The 14,134-nt window shown below is 69.2% G+C and carries 14 protein-coding genes and 1 riboswitch; of the genes, 3 read left to right on the top strand and 11 right to left on the bottom strand.

Annotation, left to right across the window (positions count from 1 at the left end; genetic code table 11):
- The 9 genes from AC0GNO_RS05590 to AC0GNO_RS05550 form a co-directional block, all read right to left on the bottom strand.
- Positions 1-291, bottom strand: a complete 291-nt coding sequence (locus AC0GNO_RS05590; RefSeq protein ID WP_472903256.1) for a nucleotidyltransferase family protein — start codon at positions 289-291, stop codon at positions 1-3.
- A 17-nt stretch (positions 292-308) separates the two neighbouring features.
- Positions 309-755, bottom strand: coding sequence for a hypothetical protein (locus AC0GNO_RS05585; protein ID WP_472903255.1), 447 nt, complete (start codon positions 753-755; stop codon positions 309-311).
- A 16-nt stretch (positions 756-771) separates the two neighbouring features.
- Entirely contained in the window at positions 772-1,119 is a 348-nt protein-coding gene (locus AC0GNO_RS05580) for a YbjQ family protein (RefSeq protein ID WP_472903254.1), read from the bottom strand.
- Between the two features lie 123 nt (positions 1,120-1,242).
- Positions 1,243-1,887 (bottom strand): ABC transporter ATP-binding protein, encoded by a 645-nt coding sequence (locus AC0GNO_RS05575; protein ID WP_472903253.1) that lies wholly within the window; start codon positions 1,885-1,887, stop codon positions 1,243-1,245.
- Positions 1,880-3,526 carry an ABC transporter permease gene (locus AC0GNO_RS05570; protein ID WP_472903252.1) on the bottom strand — a complete coding sequence of 549 codons (1,647 nt, stop codon included), beginning with the start codon at positions 3,524-3,526 and terminating at the stop codon, positions 1,880-1,882. The genes AC0GNO_RS05575 and AC0GNO_RS05570 overlap by 8 nt, the downstream gene beginning before the upstream one ends.
- A gap of 5 nt (positions 3,527-3,531) precedes the next feature.
- Positions 3,532-4,602, bottom strand: a complete 1,071-nt coding sequence (locus AC0GNO_RS05565) for a thiamine ABC transporter substrate-binding protein (RefSeq protein WP_472903251.1) — start codon at positions 4,600-4,602, stop codon at positions 3,532-3,534.
- 65 nt (positions 4,603-4,667) lie between these two features.
- A riboswitch (TPP riboswitch) is annotated at positions 4,668-4,776 on the bottom strand.
- Positions 4,777-4,932: 156 nt separating this feature from the next.
- Positions 4,933-5,520, bottom strand: a complete 588-nt coding sequence (locus tag AC0GNO_RS05560) for a hypothetical protein (protein ID WP_472903250.1) — start codon at positions 5,518-5,520, stop codon at positions 4,933-4,935.
- A 128-nt stretch (positions 5,521-5,648) separates the two neighbouring features.
- Complete coding sequence (locus tag AC0GNO_RS05555; RefSeq protein ID WP_472903249.1) at positions 5,649-7,298, bottom strand: Tle-like phospholipase domain-containing protein; 1,650 nt, start codon at positions 7,296-7,298, stop codon at positions 5,649-5,651.
- 9 nt (positions 7,299-7,307) lie between these two features.
- Positions 7,308-7,967 (bottom strand): hypothetical protein, encoded by a 660-nt coding sequence (locus tag AC0GNO_RS05550; protein ID WP_472903248.1) that lies wholly within the window; start codon positions 7,965-7,967, stop codon positions 7,308-7,310.
- 228 nt (positions 7,968-8,195) lie between these two features.
- On the opposite strand from AC0GNO_RS05550, the gene AC0GNO_RS05545 reads away from it, so the two are divergent.
- On the top strand, positions 8,196-8,858 hold the full coding sequence (locus AC0GNO_RS05545) for a class I SAM-dependent methyltransferase (RefSeq protein WP_472903247.1): 663 nt from the start codon (positions 8,196-8,198) through the stop codon (positions 8,856-8,858).
- Positions 8,859-8,950: 92 nt separating this feature from the next.
- Here AC0GNO_RS05545 and AC0GNO_RS05540 read toward each other — a convergent pair whose 3' ends face one another.
- Positions 8,951-9,121: a hypothetical protein gene (locus AC0GNO_RS05540; protein ID WP_472889647.1), complete on the bottom strand. Its 171-nt coding sequence runs from the start codon at positions 9,119-9,121 to the stop codon at positions 8,951-8,953.
- A gap of 114 nt (positions 9,122-9,235) precedes the next feature.
- Positions 9,236-10,117, bottom strand: coding sequence for a transglutaminase-like domain-containing protein (locus AC0GNO_RS05535; protein WP_472889646.1), 882 nt, complete (start codon positions 10,115-10,117; stop codon positions 9,236-9,238).
- Positions 10,118-10,320: 203 nt separating this feature from the next.
- On the opposite strand from AC0GNO_RS05535, the gene AC0GNO_RS05530 reads away from it, so the two are divergent.
- Both AC0GNO_RS05530 and AC0GNO_RS05525 read left to right on the top strand, forming a co-directional pair.
- The gene (locus AC0GNO_RS05530) at positions 10,321-12,900 is read left to right on the top strand and encodes an FtsX-like permease family protein (RefSeq protein ID WP_472903246.1); all 2,580 of its coding nucleotides are present in this window, start codon (positions 10,321-10,323) and stop codon (positions 12,898-12,900) included.
- Positions 12,897-14,108, top strand: coding sequence for a lipocalin-like domain-containing protein (locus AC0GNO_RS05525; protein ID WP_472903245.1), 1,212 nt, complete (start codon positions 12,897-12,899; stop codon positions 14,106-14,108). The genes AC0GNO_RS05530 and AC0GNO_RS05525 overlap by 4 nt, the downstream gene beginning before the upstream one ends.
- Positions 14,109-14,134: the final 26 nt, after the last annotated feature.

Below are 14,134 nucleotides of genomic sequence, written 5' to 3'. Positions count from 1 at the left end.
TCAGGCCGCATATTGCACCTGCGCGGTGTCCAGAACTTCCTGCCGAAAGTAACGGGACAGGTCGCCCGGCGTGCGCAGGTCCACCTTCTTGCCGAGCAGTTGTGTGAGCTCCGACGCCATGCGCACCATGCCAAACATCGACGGAATGTGCTCGGGTTCGAACTCGACCAGCAAGTCCACATCACTGTCCGGACGGTGGCTGCCCTTGGAGCGCGAGCCGAACAGGGACAGGCGGCGAATGTGGTGTTCGCGGCAAAAGTCCCGAAGCTGATCGCTTGAGAGTTCCAGCATGCTGGCGATGATAGCCCTCACAGCCACCCGAACTGCGCCCGCACATCGCGCGCCGTCACATTGACCGGTGCGGTGGGCGCCTGGGTGTATTGCCGCAGGTTGGGCGCGCGCACGCCACCGCCATCCTGCCCGAGCACGGCCACGCCCTTGATGCGCCAGCCCCGCTCGCGCAGGGCAGCCACGTAGGTCTGGGCGTCGGGAAATTCCTCCAGGTCGGTCTTGTGTGCCGTGGGCGAGAGGCAGAACACCACCGCTTCGCAGCGGGAGCGGCTCACTTCCTGGATGAAGTCTTCGATCGAGGTGCGGGTGATCTGCAGGGTGCCCACGCGGGCGTAGAAACGCTGCGGGCGCCGGCTGCCCTGCAGCTGGATGTCGCGCACGCTGCGGTTGAAACAGCCGGTAAGGCTGCGCACCACCGAGGTCTTGCGGGTGTTGGCGTTGCCGATGAGGATGTAGGCATCCATGGGAACAAACCGGGCTTCAGCCCAGCTTCACCGCCGTGCCGCTGACGGCGACCATCATCATGCCGTTGGTTTCGCCCATGACTTCGTAGTCGAAGTCGATGCCGATCACACCGTTGGCGCCCATCTGTTTCGCCGCCTCGATCAGTTCGTCCATCGCCGCGTCGCGCGCACCGGCCAGCGCGCGCTCATAACCGCCGGCGCGCCCGCCGACCACGTCACGGACCGAAGAGAACATGTCGCGAAAGATGTTGGCGCCGATGATGGCCTCGCCGTTGACCACGCCCAGGTACTGCTTCAGCTCGATGCCGGGTGGCGTGGTGGTGCTGAGGAAAAAACTGTCGGTGGATTTCGAAAACCAGCCCATGAAAACTCCCGTTGGATGTGTGAGTGGGATGCACCCGCAGGTGCCTGCGGATTCATTGTGCCAGCGGCCACAAGCCCCCCTCACCCCAACCCTCTCACGCGCGCGGGAGAGGGAGCCAGACCTTCACCAGAGTGAGACCAGCTTCCCGCCCTGCAGCCCCCAGGCGTGTTGCGCCATGGCCCGCGCTTCCAGCTCGTCGTGGGTGACCAGGATGGCGCTCATGCCGGCCTCGGTGATGCGTTCGCGGAACTCGGTGCGCAGCTGATCGCGCAGCGTGGCGTCGAGCGCGCTGAAGGGTTCGTCGAGCAGCAGCGCGCGCGGCTGCGTGATGAGCGCACGCGCCAGCGCCACGCGCTGCTGTTCGCCGCCCGAGAGCGTCCAGACCTTGCCCAGCGCCTGACCGGCGAGGCCGAAGCGGGCGAGCATGGTGTGCGCCCGCTCCCGCGCCTCGCTGCGGCGCACGCCCTGCTCCACCAGACCAAAGGCCACGTTGTCCTGCACGTTCAGGTGCGGGAACAGCGCGAAATCCTGGAACATGAGCGCGAAGCCGCGCTGCTCGGGCGGCAGGGCCGTGATGTCCACGCCGTCGAACCACACACTGCCCGCCTCCGGCGCGTCCAGCCCGGCGACGATCTTGAGCAGGGTGCTCTTGCCGCTGCCCGAGGCACCGAGCAGGGCCACGGTTTCGCCCGCGGCCACGCGCAGGCTCACACCGTCGAGCAGCGGGCGGTGGTCCCATTGTTTGTTGATGTCGCGCAGTTCAAGCATGGGCGTCATTGTCCTTCTGCGCCGGTCCTTCGAGCAGCGTGAACGCCGCCAGCGCCAGTCCCATCAGCACACAGGCCAGCACCAGCGCCGCGTCGAGGTTGGCCGCGCCGGGGCGGCCGAGGTGCTGGTAGATCAGCGTCGTGAGCGTGGTCCATTCGGGGCGCGAGAGAAACAGCGTGACGGCGAACTCGCCCAGCGCGGTGGCGGCGGCGAAGGCCATGCCGCGGCGCAACGCAGGCGCCACCAGCGGCAGCGTGACCCGCCACAACACGCGCCACGGCCGCGCGCCCAGCGTGGCCGCGGCCTGCGCGTAGCTCGCGGGCAGGCTGTCGAGTGCGGCCGTGAGCGACTTGGCCACGAAGGGGTAGGCCAGCAGCGCGTAGGCCGCCACCAGCAGGGCCAGGCTCGCGGTCCAGTCCGGGTAGAGCAGCAGCAGGCCAAACGCGACCGTGACGGGCGACACCACAAAGGGCAGGAAGGCCGCGGCGCGCCAGGCCAGCGCCAGCACACCGCGCGCTTCGCTGGCGTTGCGCTGCAGGCTCGCCACGTCCAGCGCGCGCACCGCCAGCGCGTGTGTGAGGCCGAGCGCGGTGGCCAGGGTCAGCGCCATGGCGGTGAAGCGCAGCGTGTTCCAGAGGGCCGCGCGCGTGTCGGCTTCGAACAGCACATGGGCGCCCTGCCCGCTCCACAGCGCCTGCGCCGCGCGCCACACGATGGCCAGCAGCGGCGCGGCACAGACCACGAACAGCACCGCCAGCGCAGCCCCCACCGCCGCCCACTGCGCCCCGCTGCGCGGGCGCTGGCGCAGCACCGGCGACACGCGACCCGGCGCCGCGAGCCGCTTCTCCAGCCAGGCGTAGGCCAGCGCCACGGCGCCGGTCAGCCCCAGCATCCAGACCGCGAGCACGCCCGCCTGACCCAGTTCCAGTTCGTGCGCCACCAGGGTGTAGATTTCGACCTCGACCGTGGCGTAGCGCTGCCCGCCCAGGATCAGCGCGAGGCCGAAACCGGCGAAGCAATACAGGAACACCAGGCACAGTGCCGAGGCCAGCCAGGGTGCGATCGCCGGCCACTCCACGCGCCAGAAGGCGCGCCAGGGCGTGGCGCCCAGCGTGCGAGCGGCGGCCACGCGCGGCGCACTCACCTGCTCCAGCGCGTCCACACCGGCGCGCACCACCACGCAGAGGTTGAAAAACAGGTTGCCGTAGAGCAGCAGCCAGGGCGTGTCCACCAGCTCGATGCCGGCCCCGGCCAGCGGCGCGCCGAGCAGACCGCGCGGCCCCCAGAGCGCCAGCACGCCGAGCGCGGCCACCAGCGTGGGCACAACAAAGGGCAACATCAGCAGGCGCAGCACGAGCGCCCGGCCCGGAAACTCCAGCCGCGCCAGCACCCAGGCCACCGGCAAACCGAGCACCAGGGCCAGCGCGCAGGTGATCGCCGCCTGGGCCAGGGACCACAACACCCGCCAGCGCAGGTACTCGTCCTGCCAGACATCGAGCCAGCGCAGCGGCTCGCCACCGGACCATTCCCCCGCCCCCAGCCCCTCGGCCAGCAGCCGCATCACCGGCGCCACCAGCAGCAACGCCAGAAAGGCCAGCGGCAACGCGGGCAGCAGCCAGCGGGCTGGCGGGCGCGGCATGGGGTTTATTTGAGGACCACCTTGGTCCAGCGCTGCAGCCAGGCCTTGCCTTTGGCGGAGGCCTCTGCGGCGCTGGGGTTGTCAAACGCCGTCGGCTCACTGGCGTGCTGTTTCATCACGTCCGCCCGGGCCGCGCCGGCTTCGGCCGGGAACATCCACATCGTGGTCTGCAGCGCCTGCTGGGCCGGGGCCGAGCGCAGGAACTCGATGAACTGGCTGGCGGCATCGCGCGCGGCCGGGTTGCCACCCTTCACCAGCGCCACGCCCTCGACCTGGCGGAACACGCCGCCCTTGAGGAACAGGTTGGCGGTGGGTGAAACGCTGAGTTTTTCCTTGGCGTAGAACACCTCGGCGGCCGGGCTGCTGGCATAGCTGACGACGATGGGCCGCGTGCCGCCGTTGCGCGTGAACTCGGTGTAGTAGGCCTCGGTCCAGCCTTTGACCACCTTCACGCCGTTGGCGCGCATCTTCGCCCACCACTGGAACGCCGCCTCTTCGCCCAGGCCGGCGATGGTGGCGAAGACGAAGGCCTGACCGGGGCTGGACGTGGCCGGGTTCTGCACCACGAGCAGCTTGGCGTAGGCGGGTTTGGCCAGGTCTTCGAGCGAGGTCGGCAGCGCCAGGCCCTTGCTGGCGAACCAGGCCTTGTCGACGTTGAGGTTCACGAAGCCGTAGTCCACCGGGACCACGCCCGAAACCACACCGGTCTTGTCGGCGCCCTCGGCCATGGCCGCGGCCGAAACGCGATGGGCGGCGGGGCCGGTGTAGGAGTCGAGCACCTTCGCGGCCGTGGCGCGCGGCAGCAAGGTGTTGTCGATGCCGTAGACCACGTCGGCGATGGGCCGGGCCTTGGTGAGGATCAGCTTGTTGACCATCTCGCCGGCGTCACCGGCCTTGACGATCTGCAGCTTCACGCCCGCGTCTTTTTCGAACTGCGCCAGCAGCTCCTTGGGCAGATCGAACGAACCGTGTGTCAGCACGCGCAGCGGCACCGCCTGCGCCCAGACCGCGGGCGCTGCGCCCAGGGCCGCGAGGGAAACCGAAACCAGTGCCGCAGAAAAAAACCGCCGTTGCATGTGAAGCCGCCTTGTCGAAAAAACCGCCTCGGGAAGCGTCTGACAGGGGCGGCTCGCATGCATCGGCGGCCGGCTGCTCACGCTCCCTACGCTGGCACAACCCAGATCAGGTGAGAGGGGTATTTCTCAGCCGCTGCCCGCGTCGCTGCGAGCCCGGCACCCCCGGTGAAGCTGCGGATTGTAGAGCGGGGCGGTGCGTGGCGGGGACCCGCTCCTCAGACCCGCACGGGCGCCGGGGTCTGCGGCGCGGACGCCTATCGCGTGCGAGCGCCGGGGCAAAGGGCATCTCGCTCAGGAAACGCCCCTCGTAAACGACACCCAGGCGCTGCCCTACTCAACGCAGTCCATGTACTCGTTGACCGCAGACGCCCAGGACTTGTGTGCATCTGGCAGGGCAATGAGGGCATCTTTCGTGTCGGCGGAGGTGAAGGCCTGCATCCCGTGGCCGAGCATGTATTGCGGGTAGTAGCTGGGCGGTGGAAGCCCCTTCAGCCTGCGGCAAAACGCCTGCCGGGCCTGCAAGTCATCGAACTTGCTCCTCATGTGGTCAGACAACCTGGCAGATGAAGCCTCCCCGACGTGCTTCGTGAAGATCACCCCCAGGAAGTTGGCCACCTGGTGTGCGGTGGTGTCGGCCACCCGTCGGGTATCGAACCGGCCCTCGCTCCCCGCCACCCCAAAGAGGAAGGCCGCGTCGTCCAGCCTGTCCTGGTCGATACATTGCGCCGCGCTCAGATACAACTCACCGGGTGAATGGCGCGTGAGCGTGGGTGCGGCGCTCAGGCACTGTGTGGTCGGGTCGACCGCGGCGGCGGCGGCCGGCTGCCCCTGGGTGTCGGGGCTGGACTTCAAGTTGCCACAGGCGCTGAGCACCGAACCCAGCGCGACGGCCCACAGGGTGGCCTGGATTTTCAACATGTACCCTCCTTTTGTGTCAGTGATCATTGAGAAAAATTCAGTCATTCAGGCAATGTCATCCAGTGCGAGCACCGCAGTTCCCGTCCCCGCAGAACCCGCTGCGTTCAAGCCGGCCGGAAACCCGCTCCTCAGACCCGCATGGGCGCCGGGGCCTGCTCGTTCACCGCCAGGTTGGTCTCGCGCTGCTGCGCCGCTTGCGCCAGATGCGCTTCGGTGCTGCGTGCGAGCGCCGGGGCGATGGGCATCTCGCTCAGGACGCGCCCCTCGTGCACGACCCCCAGGCGCTGCCCGTCCTTGCTCACCAGGAAGCGTTCGGGCTCACCTTGGTCCACGCGCGCGCAGTGCGCCACGGCCGCGGCGCAGACCTGCCCCACCTGGGCCGGGTTCAGGCCCAGGCGTTGCAGCGCTTCGCCGGCCTGCTGGTGGGCCCGCGCGTACTGCGCCTGCTGCGCCGGGCTCAGCACGGGCGCGGCATCCGGCGCCGGCTTCCGGGGTTCGGCTTGGGCCATTCGGGTCTGCTCATGCCCGCTGGGTGGTGCGCCCTCCCGCATGGCCACGGTGTCGGTCTTGATGGGCTTGCCCTCTGCATCGAATTCGGTGACCCGGGCCGGCTGTGCGCGGCGGCCGTTCATTTCGATCAAGGTGCGCTGGCCATTCTTGTCGTAGTGGTCGATTTCGATCTCGCCCGAACGGGGGTTGACCGCGATGTGCTCCTGGCTGCCGTCTTCGTGCCGGATGTGAAACCGGTCGAACGGCGAGACGTCGTCGCGGGTCGCCACGCAACTGGCCTTGATCACCGGCGATTTGCCGAGCCGGGCAAACAGCTGGCGCGCCTCGGGCGGCACCCGGGCGAAATCGGCATGGCCTTCGGGGATGCGGTAGCGGCCCTGGGCATTCACCGCCAGCCCTTGCTGGGCGTTGAACAGGGCCTGGTTGGCGTGATCCTGGCCCATGATCGCCCCGGCCACCAGCGTGCCACTGCCGCTGAGCACGAGCGCGGTCTTGAGGAAGTTCGGCATGGACGGGCCCGGCAGGACGGTGGGCGCCTGCCCCATGCGGCGACTGAGGTACTGGCCCTGCCACACGCCTTCGTAGTTGTAGGTGGCGATGTCGTTGGGTGTGCGCACATCGTGCACCTGCCGGCCCGAAGCCTGGTAGCGCGCCAGCGCCGCGTCATAACCCCCCACGTCCTTGTAGTAGTCGCCACGGATGGTTTCGCGCGCGATGGGCAGGCTGTTGTAGACGCAGGCGTCGATGTTGTTCCGCAGCGCGAAGCTCTGCGCCATCCCGCCACCCAGGCTGTGGCCGGTGGCAGCGAAGCGGTAGTCTTTGTAGTCTGGGTGTTGGCGCAGGTATTCGTAGGCGGCCTGGGCCTTGGCTTCGATCTTGGCGAACTCGCTGGCGCCCGCGTTGCCCAGGTCGGACTTCCAGTTGCTCCAGGCATCCGAGCCTTTGAAGTCGAAACTGATTTCATGCGTGTCGCGATTGATGGAAACCTTGAACTGGTTTTCCAGCTGGCCATCGGCGTTGTGCTGGGTATTCCAGCCTTCCGGGCTGCCGGGTAACAAACGGCCTTCGGCATCCTGTCGGGCAACAGCCCAACCGGCTGGGAGGTGAATGCCTGGTTTTGCGTGCTCCCATGCGTCCGGGTAGGTGGCGACCTTTTCCGCTTTCTGAATATCTTTGTGTTCGTAGGCCCAATAGGCTAGGCGCATGCCGATGGCAGCGTCGAGGGCGTTAACGGGTTGCGCGGCTTGGTTCGACGGTCTGTTGTCCATGAGAACGCCTCATTCGTACAGCCATTCGTTTTGCGGAATGGAGCAGCTTCGGTGAATGGATTCCCAAACCTTCTGCCGTGTGGGATCTTTCGGCACATACGGCACCCATTGACCCTGCTCGTTTTGCGTGTGTCGTCCATCTCTGAACGTTGGCCACACCTTGTAGGCAATCGAGTAGTAGCGCACGCGAGGCTTGCCCATATCGAGCACCAGCCGCCGGGCGCTGCATTGCTGCTGCAACAGCGGCAGCAACTGCGCCAAACCACGCTCCCACTGCGCCAGATCCCGCCCCGGCCCCTGGCCGTCGTCCAGTTGTCCAGGGATGAGCTCGTCCATCGCCACCTGCAGTGCCAGCAGGATCTTCGCGTCCATCGACCCCTTGGCCGCCGCCTTCTCGAACAGCGCCGTGATGGCCTTCGGGTCGGTGACGTCGTGGATCCAGCCGTCCGAATTCGCCAGCGCGTAGTAGTAGTCCCCCAGCGGATCGCCTCGGGCCTGCAGCGCCTGCATGTGCTGGCGCAGGATACCGGTCTGCTTGTCGAAGTCGCGCTGCTGGCTGCTGATGTGCACCGGGTCAACGGCTTTCGCCGCCGTCGAGCAGCCGGTCTGCACCAGCCCCGCCAGCAGGCACAGGCTCAAGGTGGTGATCCATCGATGTGGTCGTGTCATGTGTGTTCGCTCCCTGCAATATGCCGGTGGAATATACATCGAAAGATTTCATTACACGGCGCATCCACCCCCTGTGTTACCGTGGTCCGGGCCCGCAGCCATTGCGCGGCCCACCCGCGAGATTGCCTCCTCGGCCCGCATGCCCCTGCCCATGGTGCCCATGGAAGCGCTGTGCCCGTTCGACCAGAACCGTTTCACACCGCACACGCACCATGAAAAGAACCGCACATGCCCGGCTACGAGGTCCGTCAACAGACCGTCAACATCGGTGGACTGGACTACGACGTCCGCTCCCTGCTCGACAACCAGCAGTACGCTGACCCGTTAGGCAGCGCCGAAGACGCGGGCATGGGCGCCTCGGGCTGGCCGCTGTTTGGCCAGGTCTGGCCCTCGGCGCGCGTGCTCGCGCTGGCCATGCACAGCCACCCCATCGAAGGCAAACGCATCCTGGAAATCGGCGCCGGCCTGGCGCTGGCCAGCCTGGTGATCCACCGCCGGGCCGGCAATGTGACCGTGACCGACTGGCATCCGCTGACCGAGGCCTTCCTGCGGGAAAACCTGCTCGCCAACGGTCTGGGCCCACTGCCCTGCAAGCCCGGCAACTGGGCGCTGGACGACGCCAGCGGCGCCAGCGGCCTGGGCCGCTTCGACCTCATCATCGGCAGCGACTTGCTCTACGAACGCCAGCAGCCCGCCCAGCTCGCGCGCTTCATCGACCAGCACGCGACCCTGCACGCTGAAATCATCATCGTGGACCCGGACCGCAGCAACCGCAGCGCCTTCTGCCGCGAGATGGCGGCGCTGGGCTACCGCCTGACCATGCGCACGGCCGACAAGACACTGGAAGGCGGCGAGGCCTACAAGGGCCGCTTCCTCACGTTCCGGCGCTGAGAGCACGGAGCCCGAAAGCACTTCCGGAAAACAAAAAAGGTCCGCAACGGACCTTTTTCAGGCGCCGGCCCGAAGGCCGGCAGGACAGGCGATCAGCCGCCCTTGCCGGAGCGCTTGCCCGGGTTCTTCTTCGAGCGGGTGGCCACGCCACGCTCCAGGCTCACGCGCTGACCACGGCCCGGGCTGACCAGCGTCATGCCGGGGACGGGAGTGGGGCGGGGGGTGGCTTTGCGGTCGGCTTCGGTGACGATTTTGTTGCCCATGTCGGTTCCAGAGAGAGAAGTTGAAAACCCCTTATTAGGCCACAGGCGCGGCCCGGGCCTGGCGCCGGCGGACGGGCGGATCGGCTTAGCCGGCCCGCCAGCCCCCGGGAACGGTCAGAAGCCGGTGTGCCAGCCGCTGTCGGTGGACAGCGCCTCGGTGCGGTGCACCGGCATCTGCCAGCCGTTCTGCGGGTTCACCTGGGCCGAAATGTCGATGACCGGCGCCTGCGCCTGCACGCCGCCAAAGATGGTGGCGAACGAGGCATCGGCGGCATCGCGGCCGGTGCCGATGCGCACGAAGCCCATGGGAATGGCGGTGCCGGACGGATCGAACAGGTACCAGCGGTGGCCGAGGTAGACCTCGACGTAGGCGTGGAAGTCGGTCGGTCCCAGAGCCGGGTCGGCGCCGAAGTCGATCGCGGTGGTGAAACGCGCCGGGATGTTGAGCGCGCGGCACATCGTGATCATGAGGTGGGCGAAATCGCGGCAGACGCCCTTGTGGTCGTTCAGGGTGTCCAGCGCCGAGGTCATGGAGTTGCTGGTGTTGGACTGGAACGTGACCTGGCTCTGCACCCACTCCTGGATCGCCTTCACGCGGCCATAACCGTGCGGCATCTGCCCGAACAGCGAGTTGGCGAGCGCGGTCACGCAGTCCGACTGGCAGTAGCGGCTGGGGTAGATGTAGAGCAGCGCGTCGGTGGGCAACTGGGCCACCGGGGTTTCGAACACGGTTTCGGGCGCCGCTTCGTGGTGCCGGATGTCCAGCGTGGCGCGGTAGCGCACCCGCAGCGGGCCCACGCCGGCGGTCAGGCGCAGGGTGCGGTTGCGTGTGGCGGCGTCGGTGTGCATGACCAGCGGCACCGGCTGGCTGACCTGCAGCTCTTCCCAGACCACGATCTGCTGCGGCGAGAGCGCCGCCTGGATGTTGAAAATGAAGTCCGCCGAGGGCGGGTTGACCGTGTAGTTGAGGTCGATGGCGAGGTGGATGCGAACCATGGGGGTCACCGTAAAAAAGGGTTGAGCTGCTGGTGCAGCACGGGCAGCGCCGCTGTGCGCTGGCTGAACGGTGAACTCTCCTGTTGACAGGGAAAAGAATCTTACGCGCACGGCGCGCAGGCTTCGGTGCGTTGGCGCACCTTGGCAGTCTGCGCTTGCCCCTGCGGGTCTGCCCGTCGCACGGATGGGCTTAAGCTCAAACCATGCGTGCGCTGCTGACCACTTTTTCGATGCAAGAACTGCGCCACCATCCGTGGCGCACCGCCTCGGCCGTGGTGGCGGTGATGCTGGGTGTGGCGCTGGCGTTTGCGGTGCAGCTGATCAACGCCTCGGCACTGGCCGAGTTCTCCAGCGCGGTGAGCGCTGTCAATGGCCAGCCCGACCTGGAGCTGCGTGCGCGCCAGGGCGCGCTGGACGACGCGCTGCTGGAGCGTGTGGCGGCGCACCCCGATGTGGCGCTGGCCAGCTCGGTGCTGGAGTGGCCCACCGCCGTGCTGCTGCCCGGCGACCGCAAGCTGCCGGTGAAGATCGTCGGTGTGGACGCGCTGGTGGTGGCCCGGATTTCGCCCGCGCTCATGCCGGTGCTGGCGCGCCAGGACGACGGCGGTGCGGCCCGGCGGCTGGACCTCTTTGCTCCCGACGCGGTGTTCCTCAACCCCGCCGCCCGCGAAGCGCTGGCCCGGGACGGCGCGGCCCTTGACCGGCTGCAGGTACAGACCGGCCTGCGCCTGCAGACCGTGCGCGTGGCCGGCACGGTGAACGCCCCGGGTGCGGCGCTGCTGGTGATGGACGTGGCCGCCGCGCAGGCGCTGACGGACCGCGTGGGCACGCTCAGCCGCATCGACCTGCGCCTGACCCCGGGCGCCCGGCCCGACGCCGTGCTCGCCGCGCTGGACCTGCCGCCCAGCGTGATCGCGCAGCGCCCCGAGCAGGCGGGTGAACGCGCCAGCAACCTGTCGCGCGCCTACCGCGTCAACCTCACCGTGCTGGCGCTGGTGGCCCTGTTCACCGGCGCCTTTCTGGTGTTCTCCATGCTCTCGTTGTCGGTGGCGCGGCGCCAGCAGCAGTTCGCACTGCTGGGCGTGCTCGGCCTCTCGGCACCGGAGCGGCTGCGACTGGTGCTGGCCGAGTCGGCGCTGCTGGGCCTGATCGGCAGCGCACTCGGCATCGCGCTGGGCACGGCGCTGGCCGCGCTCGCGCTGCGCGTGCTCGGCGGCGATCTGGGCGGCGGCTATTTTTCGGGCGCCGCACCGCCACTGCAGTGGAGCGCCGCGGCCGCGGGGCTGTACGGCGCGCTGGGCGTGGCCGCCGCGCTGGCGGGCGGCTGGTGGCCCGCGCGCGCCACGGCCGCCCTGGCCCCGGCGCTGGCGCTCAAGGGGCTGGGCGGCGGGCGCAGCGCAACGCGGCACCACGGCTGGGCGCTGGCGCTCATGGCGCTGGCCGCCGCGCTGGCCTGGGCGCCGCCGGTGGGCGGCATCCCGCTGGCGGCCTATGTCTCGGTCGGGCTGCTGCTGGTCGGCGGCATCGCCGCGCTGCCGCTGGCCGTCGGCGCGCTGCTGCACTTCCTGGCGCCGCTGGTGGCGCGCCACGCCCTGCCGTTGCTGGCGGTCGAGCGCTCGCGCCGCCTGCGCGAGACCGCCGCCGTGGCCACCAGCGGCGTGGTCGCGAGCCTGGCGCTGTCGGTCGCGCTCACGGTGATGGTGGCGAGCTTTCGCGACTCGGTCACGCAGTGGCTCGACGGCGTGTTGCCAGCGCAGCTCTACGTGCGCTCCGGCGGCAGCGGCCCGGGCGACGGCAACAGCCTGCCGCCCGACTTCGTCATGGCCGTGACCGCCCTGCCGGGCGTGGCGCGGGTGGACCCGTTGCGCGCCACCTCGCTGCAGCTCAAGCCCACCCTGCCCGCCGTGACCCTGCTCGCGCGTCCGCTGGCCCTGGGCAGCGACGCACCCGCCGGCCAGAAGCTGCCCCTGGTGGGCCTGCCGGTGCCGCTGCCGCCGGCCGCGGCGGGCGAACGCGTGGTGGCGGTGTACGTGAGCGAAGCCATGCTGGACCTGCACGGCGCGGTGCCCGGCGGCTGGCTGCCGGCGCTGGCGTTGGCCTTTCCGGCGGGCGACAACACGCGCTTCTTCGTCGCCGGCGTCTGGCGCGATTACGCGCGCCAGCACGGCAGCGTGGTGATGGACCGCGCCGACTACGTGCGCCTCTCCGGCGACGCGCGCGTGAACGACCTGGCCCTGCACCTCGCGCCCGGCGCCGACGAAGACGCGGTGCGCGAATCCATCCGGGCGCTGGCCGGGCGCCAGGGCGCCGCGGGCCTGATCGAGTTCGCTTCGGCCGGGCAGATCCGCGCCACCTCGCTGCGCATTTTTGACCGCAGTTTCGCCGTCACCTACTGGCTGCAGGCGGTGGCCATAGCCATCGGCCTGTTCGGTGTGGCGGCCAGCTTCAGCGCGCAGGTGCTGGCGCGGCGCAAGGAATTTGGCCTGCTGGCGCACCTGGGCCTGACGCGGCGGCAAATCCTTGGCGTGGTCGCGCTCGAAGGCCTGGCCTGGACGGTGCTCGGCGCGCTCGCCGGGCTGGCGCTCGGCCTGGGCGTGAGCCTGGTGCTGGTGCACGTGGTCAACCCGCAGAGCTTTCACTGGACCATGGACCTCGTGCTGCCCTGGGCGCGGCTGCTGGCGCTGTGTGTGGCCGTGGTGATCGCCGGCACCGCCACCGCCTGGCTGGCCGGGCGCGCCGCCGCCAGCCGCGATGCCGTGCAGGCCGTAAAGGAAGACTGGTGAAACCCGTACCCAACCCGCAACGCCGCTCGCTGCTGCTCGGCACCGCCGCCAGCCTCGCCCTGCCCCGCGTGCAGGCGCAGGCCACCGAGTCGCCTGGCGCGCTCATGCCGCGCGAGCTGGTGTTTCCGCGCGACCACGGCACGCACAACGACGCCCGCACCGAGTGGTGGTACCTCACCGGCCACGCGCAGGATGCGCAGGGCCGCGCCTTCGGTTTCCAGGTCACGTTCTTCCGCAGCCGCGTCGATGGCACGCAGACCCTCAAGAGCCGGCTGGCGGCCAGGCAGCTCGTGTTTGCCCACGCCGCCATCACCGACGTGATGGGCCAGCGGCTCTGGCACAGCGACCGCATCGCGCGCTGGAACGGCGAGCCGCCCGCCGCCACCGGGCGCGGCGTGTACGCGCTGGAAGCCGACACCCACGTGGCGCTGGGCGACTGGTTCATCCGGCGCCGGCCCGACGGCGGCTACACCACCCGTGTGCACAGCGAAGACCTGCGCATCGAGATCGACGCGGCGCCCACCCAGGCCATCCTGCTGCAGGGCGAGCGGGGCTTTTCGCGCAAGGGGCCCGACCCGGCGCAGTCCAGCTTTTACGTCAGCCATCCCCAGCTGGATGTGCGCGGCACGCTGGCGTTCCAGGGCCAGGCTTTCGCATTCACACGGGGCAAGGCCTGGCTCGACCACGAGTGGAGCGAGGCCCTGCTGCACCCTGAGGCCGTGGGCTGGGACTGGATCGGCATGAACCTGTTCGACGGCCACTGCGTCACCGCCTTCCAGCTGCGCCGCAAAGACGGCAGCAAGGTCTGGGCCGGCGGCTCGTTCCGCGCAGCGGGCAGCGCGCAAAGCCCCACCGACATCTACCGCTTCCGGCCCGGCGAGGTGGAATGGGTGGCCCAGCGCTACTGGACCAGCCCGCGCACCCGCGCGCGCTATCCCGTCGAATGGATGATCCGCATGCCGGCCCAGGCCACCGCCGGGCCGCCCCAAGGTGGACTGCACCCCCTCGGGGGGCCTGGCGCAGCCAGGGTTGGGGGCCAGGTGCTCTACACCGTGAAAGCCGTCATCGATCCGCAGGAACTCGACAGCCGCGCCAGCACCGGCACGGTCTACTGGGAAGGCCTGTCCGACCTGTTCGACAGCAATGGCAACCACGTCGGCCGCGGTTATCTGGAAATGACGGGCTACGCGCAGCGGCTGGTGTTGTGAGCCCCTGCCCCGGTCTGCGAGGCTCT

The sequence above is a fragment of the Hydrogenophaga sp. L310 genome (assembly GCF_055703065.1).
This window is presented reverse-complemented; position numbering and strand designations above follow the sequence as displayed.

What these genes read in the sequence shown, in the direction of transcription:
- AC0GNO_RS05535 (WP_472889646.1), bottom strand. Translation starts at nt 10,117, where the DNA reads ATGGTTCGCATCCACCTCGCCATCGACCTCAACTACACGGTCAACCCG.
- AC0GNO_RS05555 (WP_472903249.1), bottom strand. Translation starts at nt 7,298, where the DNA reads ATGGACAACAGACCGTCGAACCAAGCCGCGCAACCCGTTAACGCCCTC.
- AC0GNO_RS05575 (WP_472903253.1), bottom strand. Translation starts at nt 1,887, where the DNA reads ATGCTTGAACTGCGCGACATCAACAAACAATGGGACCACCGCCCGCTG.
- AC0GNO_RS05550 (WP_472903248.1), bottom strand. Translation starts at nt 7,967, where the DNA reads ATGACACGACCACATCGATGGATCACCACCTTGAGCCTGTGCCTGCTG.
- AC0GNO_RS05565 (WP_472903251.1), bottom strand. Translation starts at nt 4,602, where the DNA reads ATGCAACGGCGGTTTTTTTCTGCGGCACTGGTTTCGGTTTCCCTCGCG.
- AC0GNO_RS05580 (WP_472903254.1), bottom strand. Translation starts at nt 1,119, where the DNA reads ATGGGCTGGTTTTCGAAATCCACCGACAGTTTTTTCCTCAGCACCACC.
- AC0GNO_RS05590 (WP_472903256.1), bottom strand. Translation starts at nt 291, where the DNA reads ATGCTGGAACTCTCAAGCGATCAGCTTCGGGACTTTTGCCGCGAACAC.
- AC0GNO_RS05585 (WP_472903255.1), bottom strand. Translation starts at nt 755, where the DNA reads ATGGATGCCTACATCCTCATCGGCAACGCCAACACCCGCAAGACCTCG.
- AC0GNO_RS05545 (WP_472903247.1), top strand. Translation starts at nt 8,196, where the DNA reads ATGCCCGGCTACGAGGTCCGTCAACAGACCGTCAACATCGGTGGACTG.
- AC0GNO_RS05540 (WP_472889647.1), bottom strand. Translation starts at nt 9,121, where the DNA reads ATGGGCAACAAAATCGTCACCGAAGCCGACCGCAAAGCCACCCCCCGC.
- AC0GNO_RS05530 (WP_472903246.1), top strand. Translation starts at nt 10,321, where the DNA reads ATGCGTGCGCTGCTGACCACTTTTTCGATGCAAGAACTGCGCCACCAT.
- AC0GNO_RS05560 (WP_472903250.1), bottom strand. Translation starts at nt 5,520, where the DNA reads ATGTTGAAAATCCAGGCCACCCTGTGGGCCGTCGCGCTGGGTTCGGTG.
- AC0GNO_RS05570 (WP_472903252.1), bottom strand. Translation starts at nt 3,526, where the DNA reads ATGCCGCGCCCGCCAGCCCGCTGGCTGCTGCCCGCGTTGCCGCTGGCC.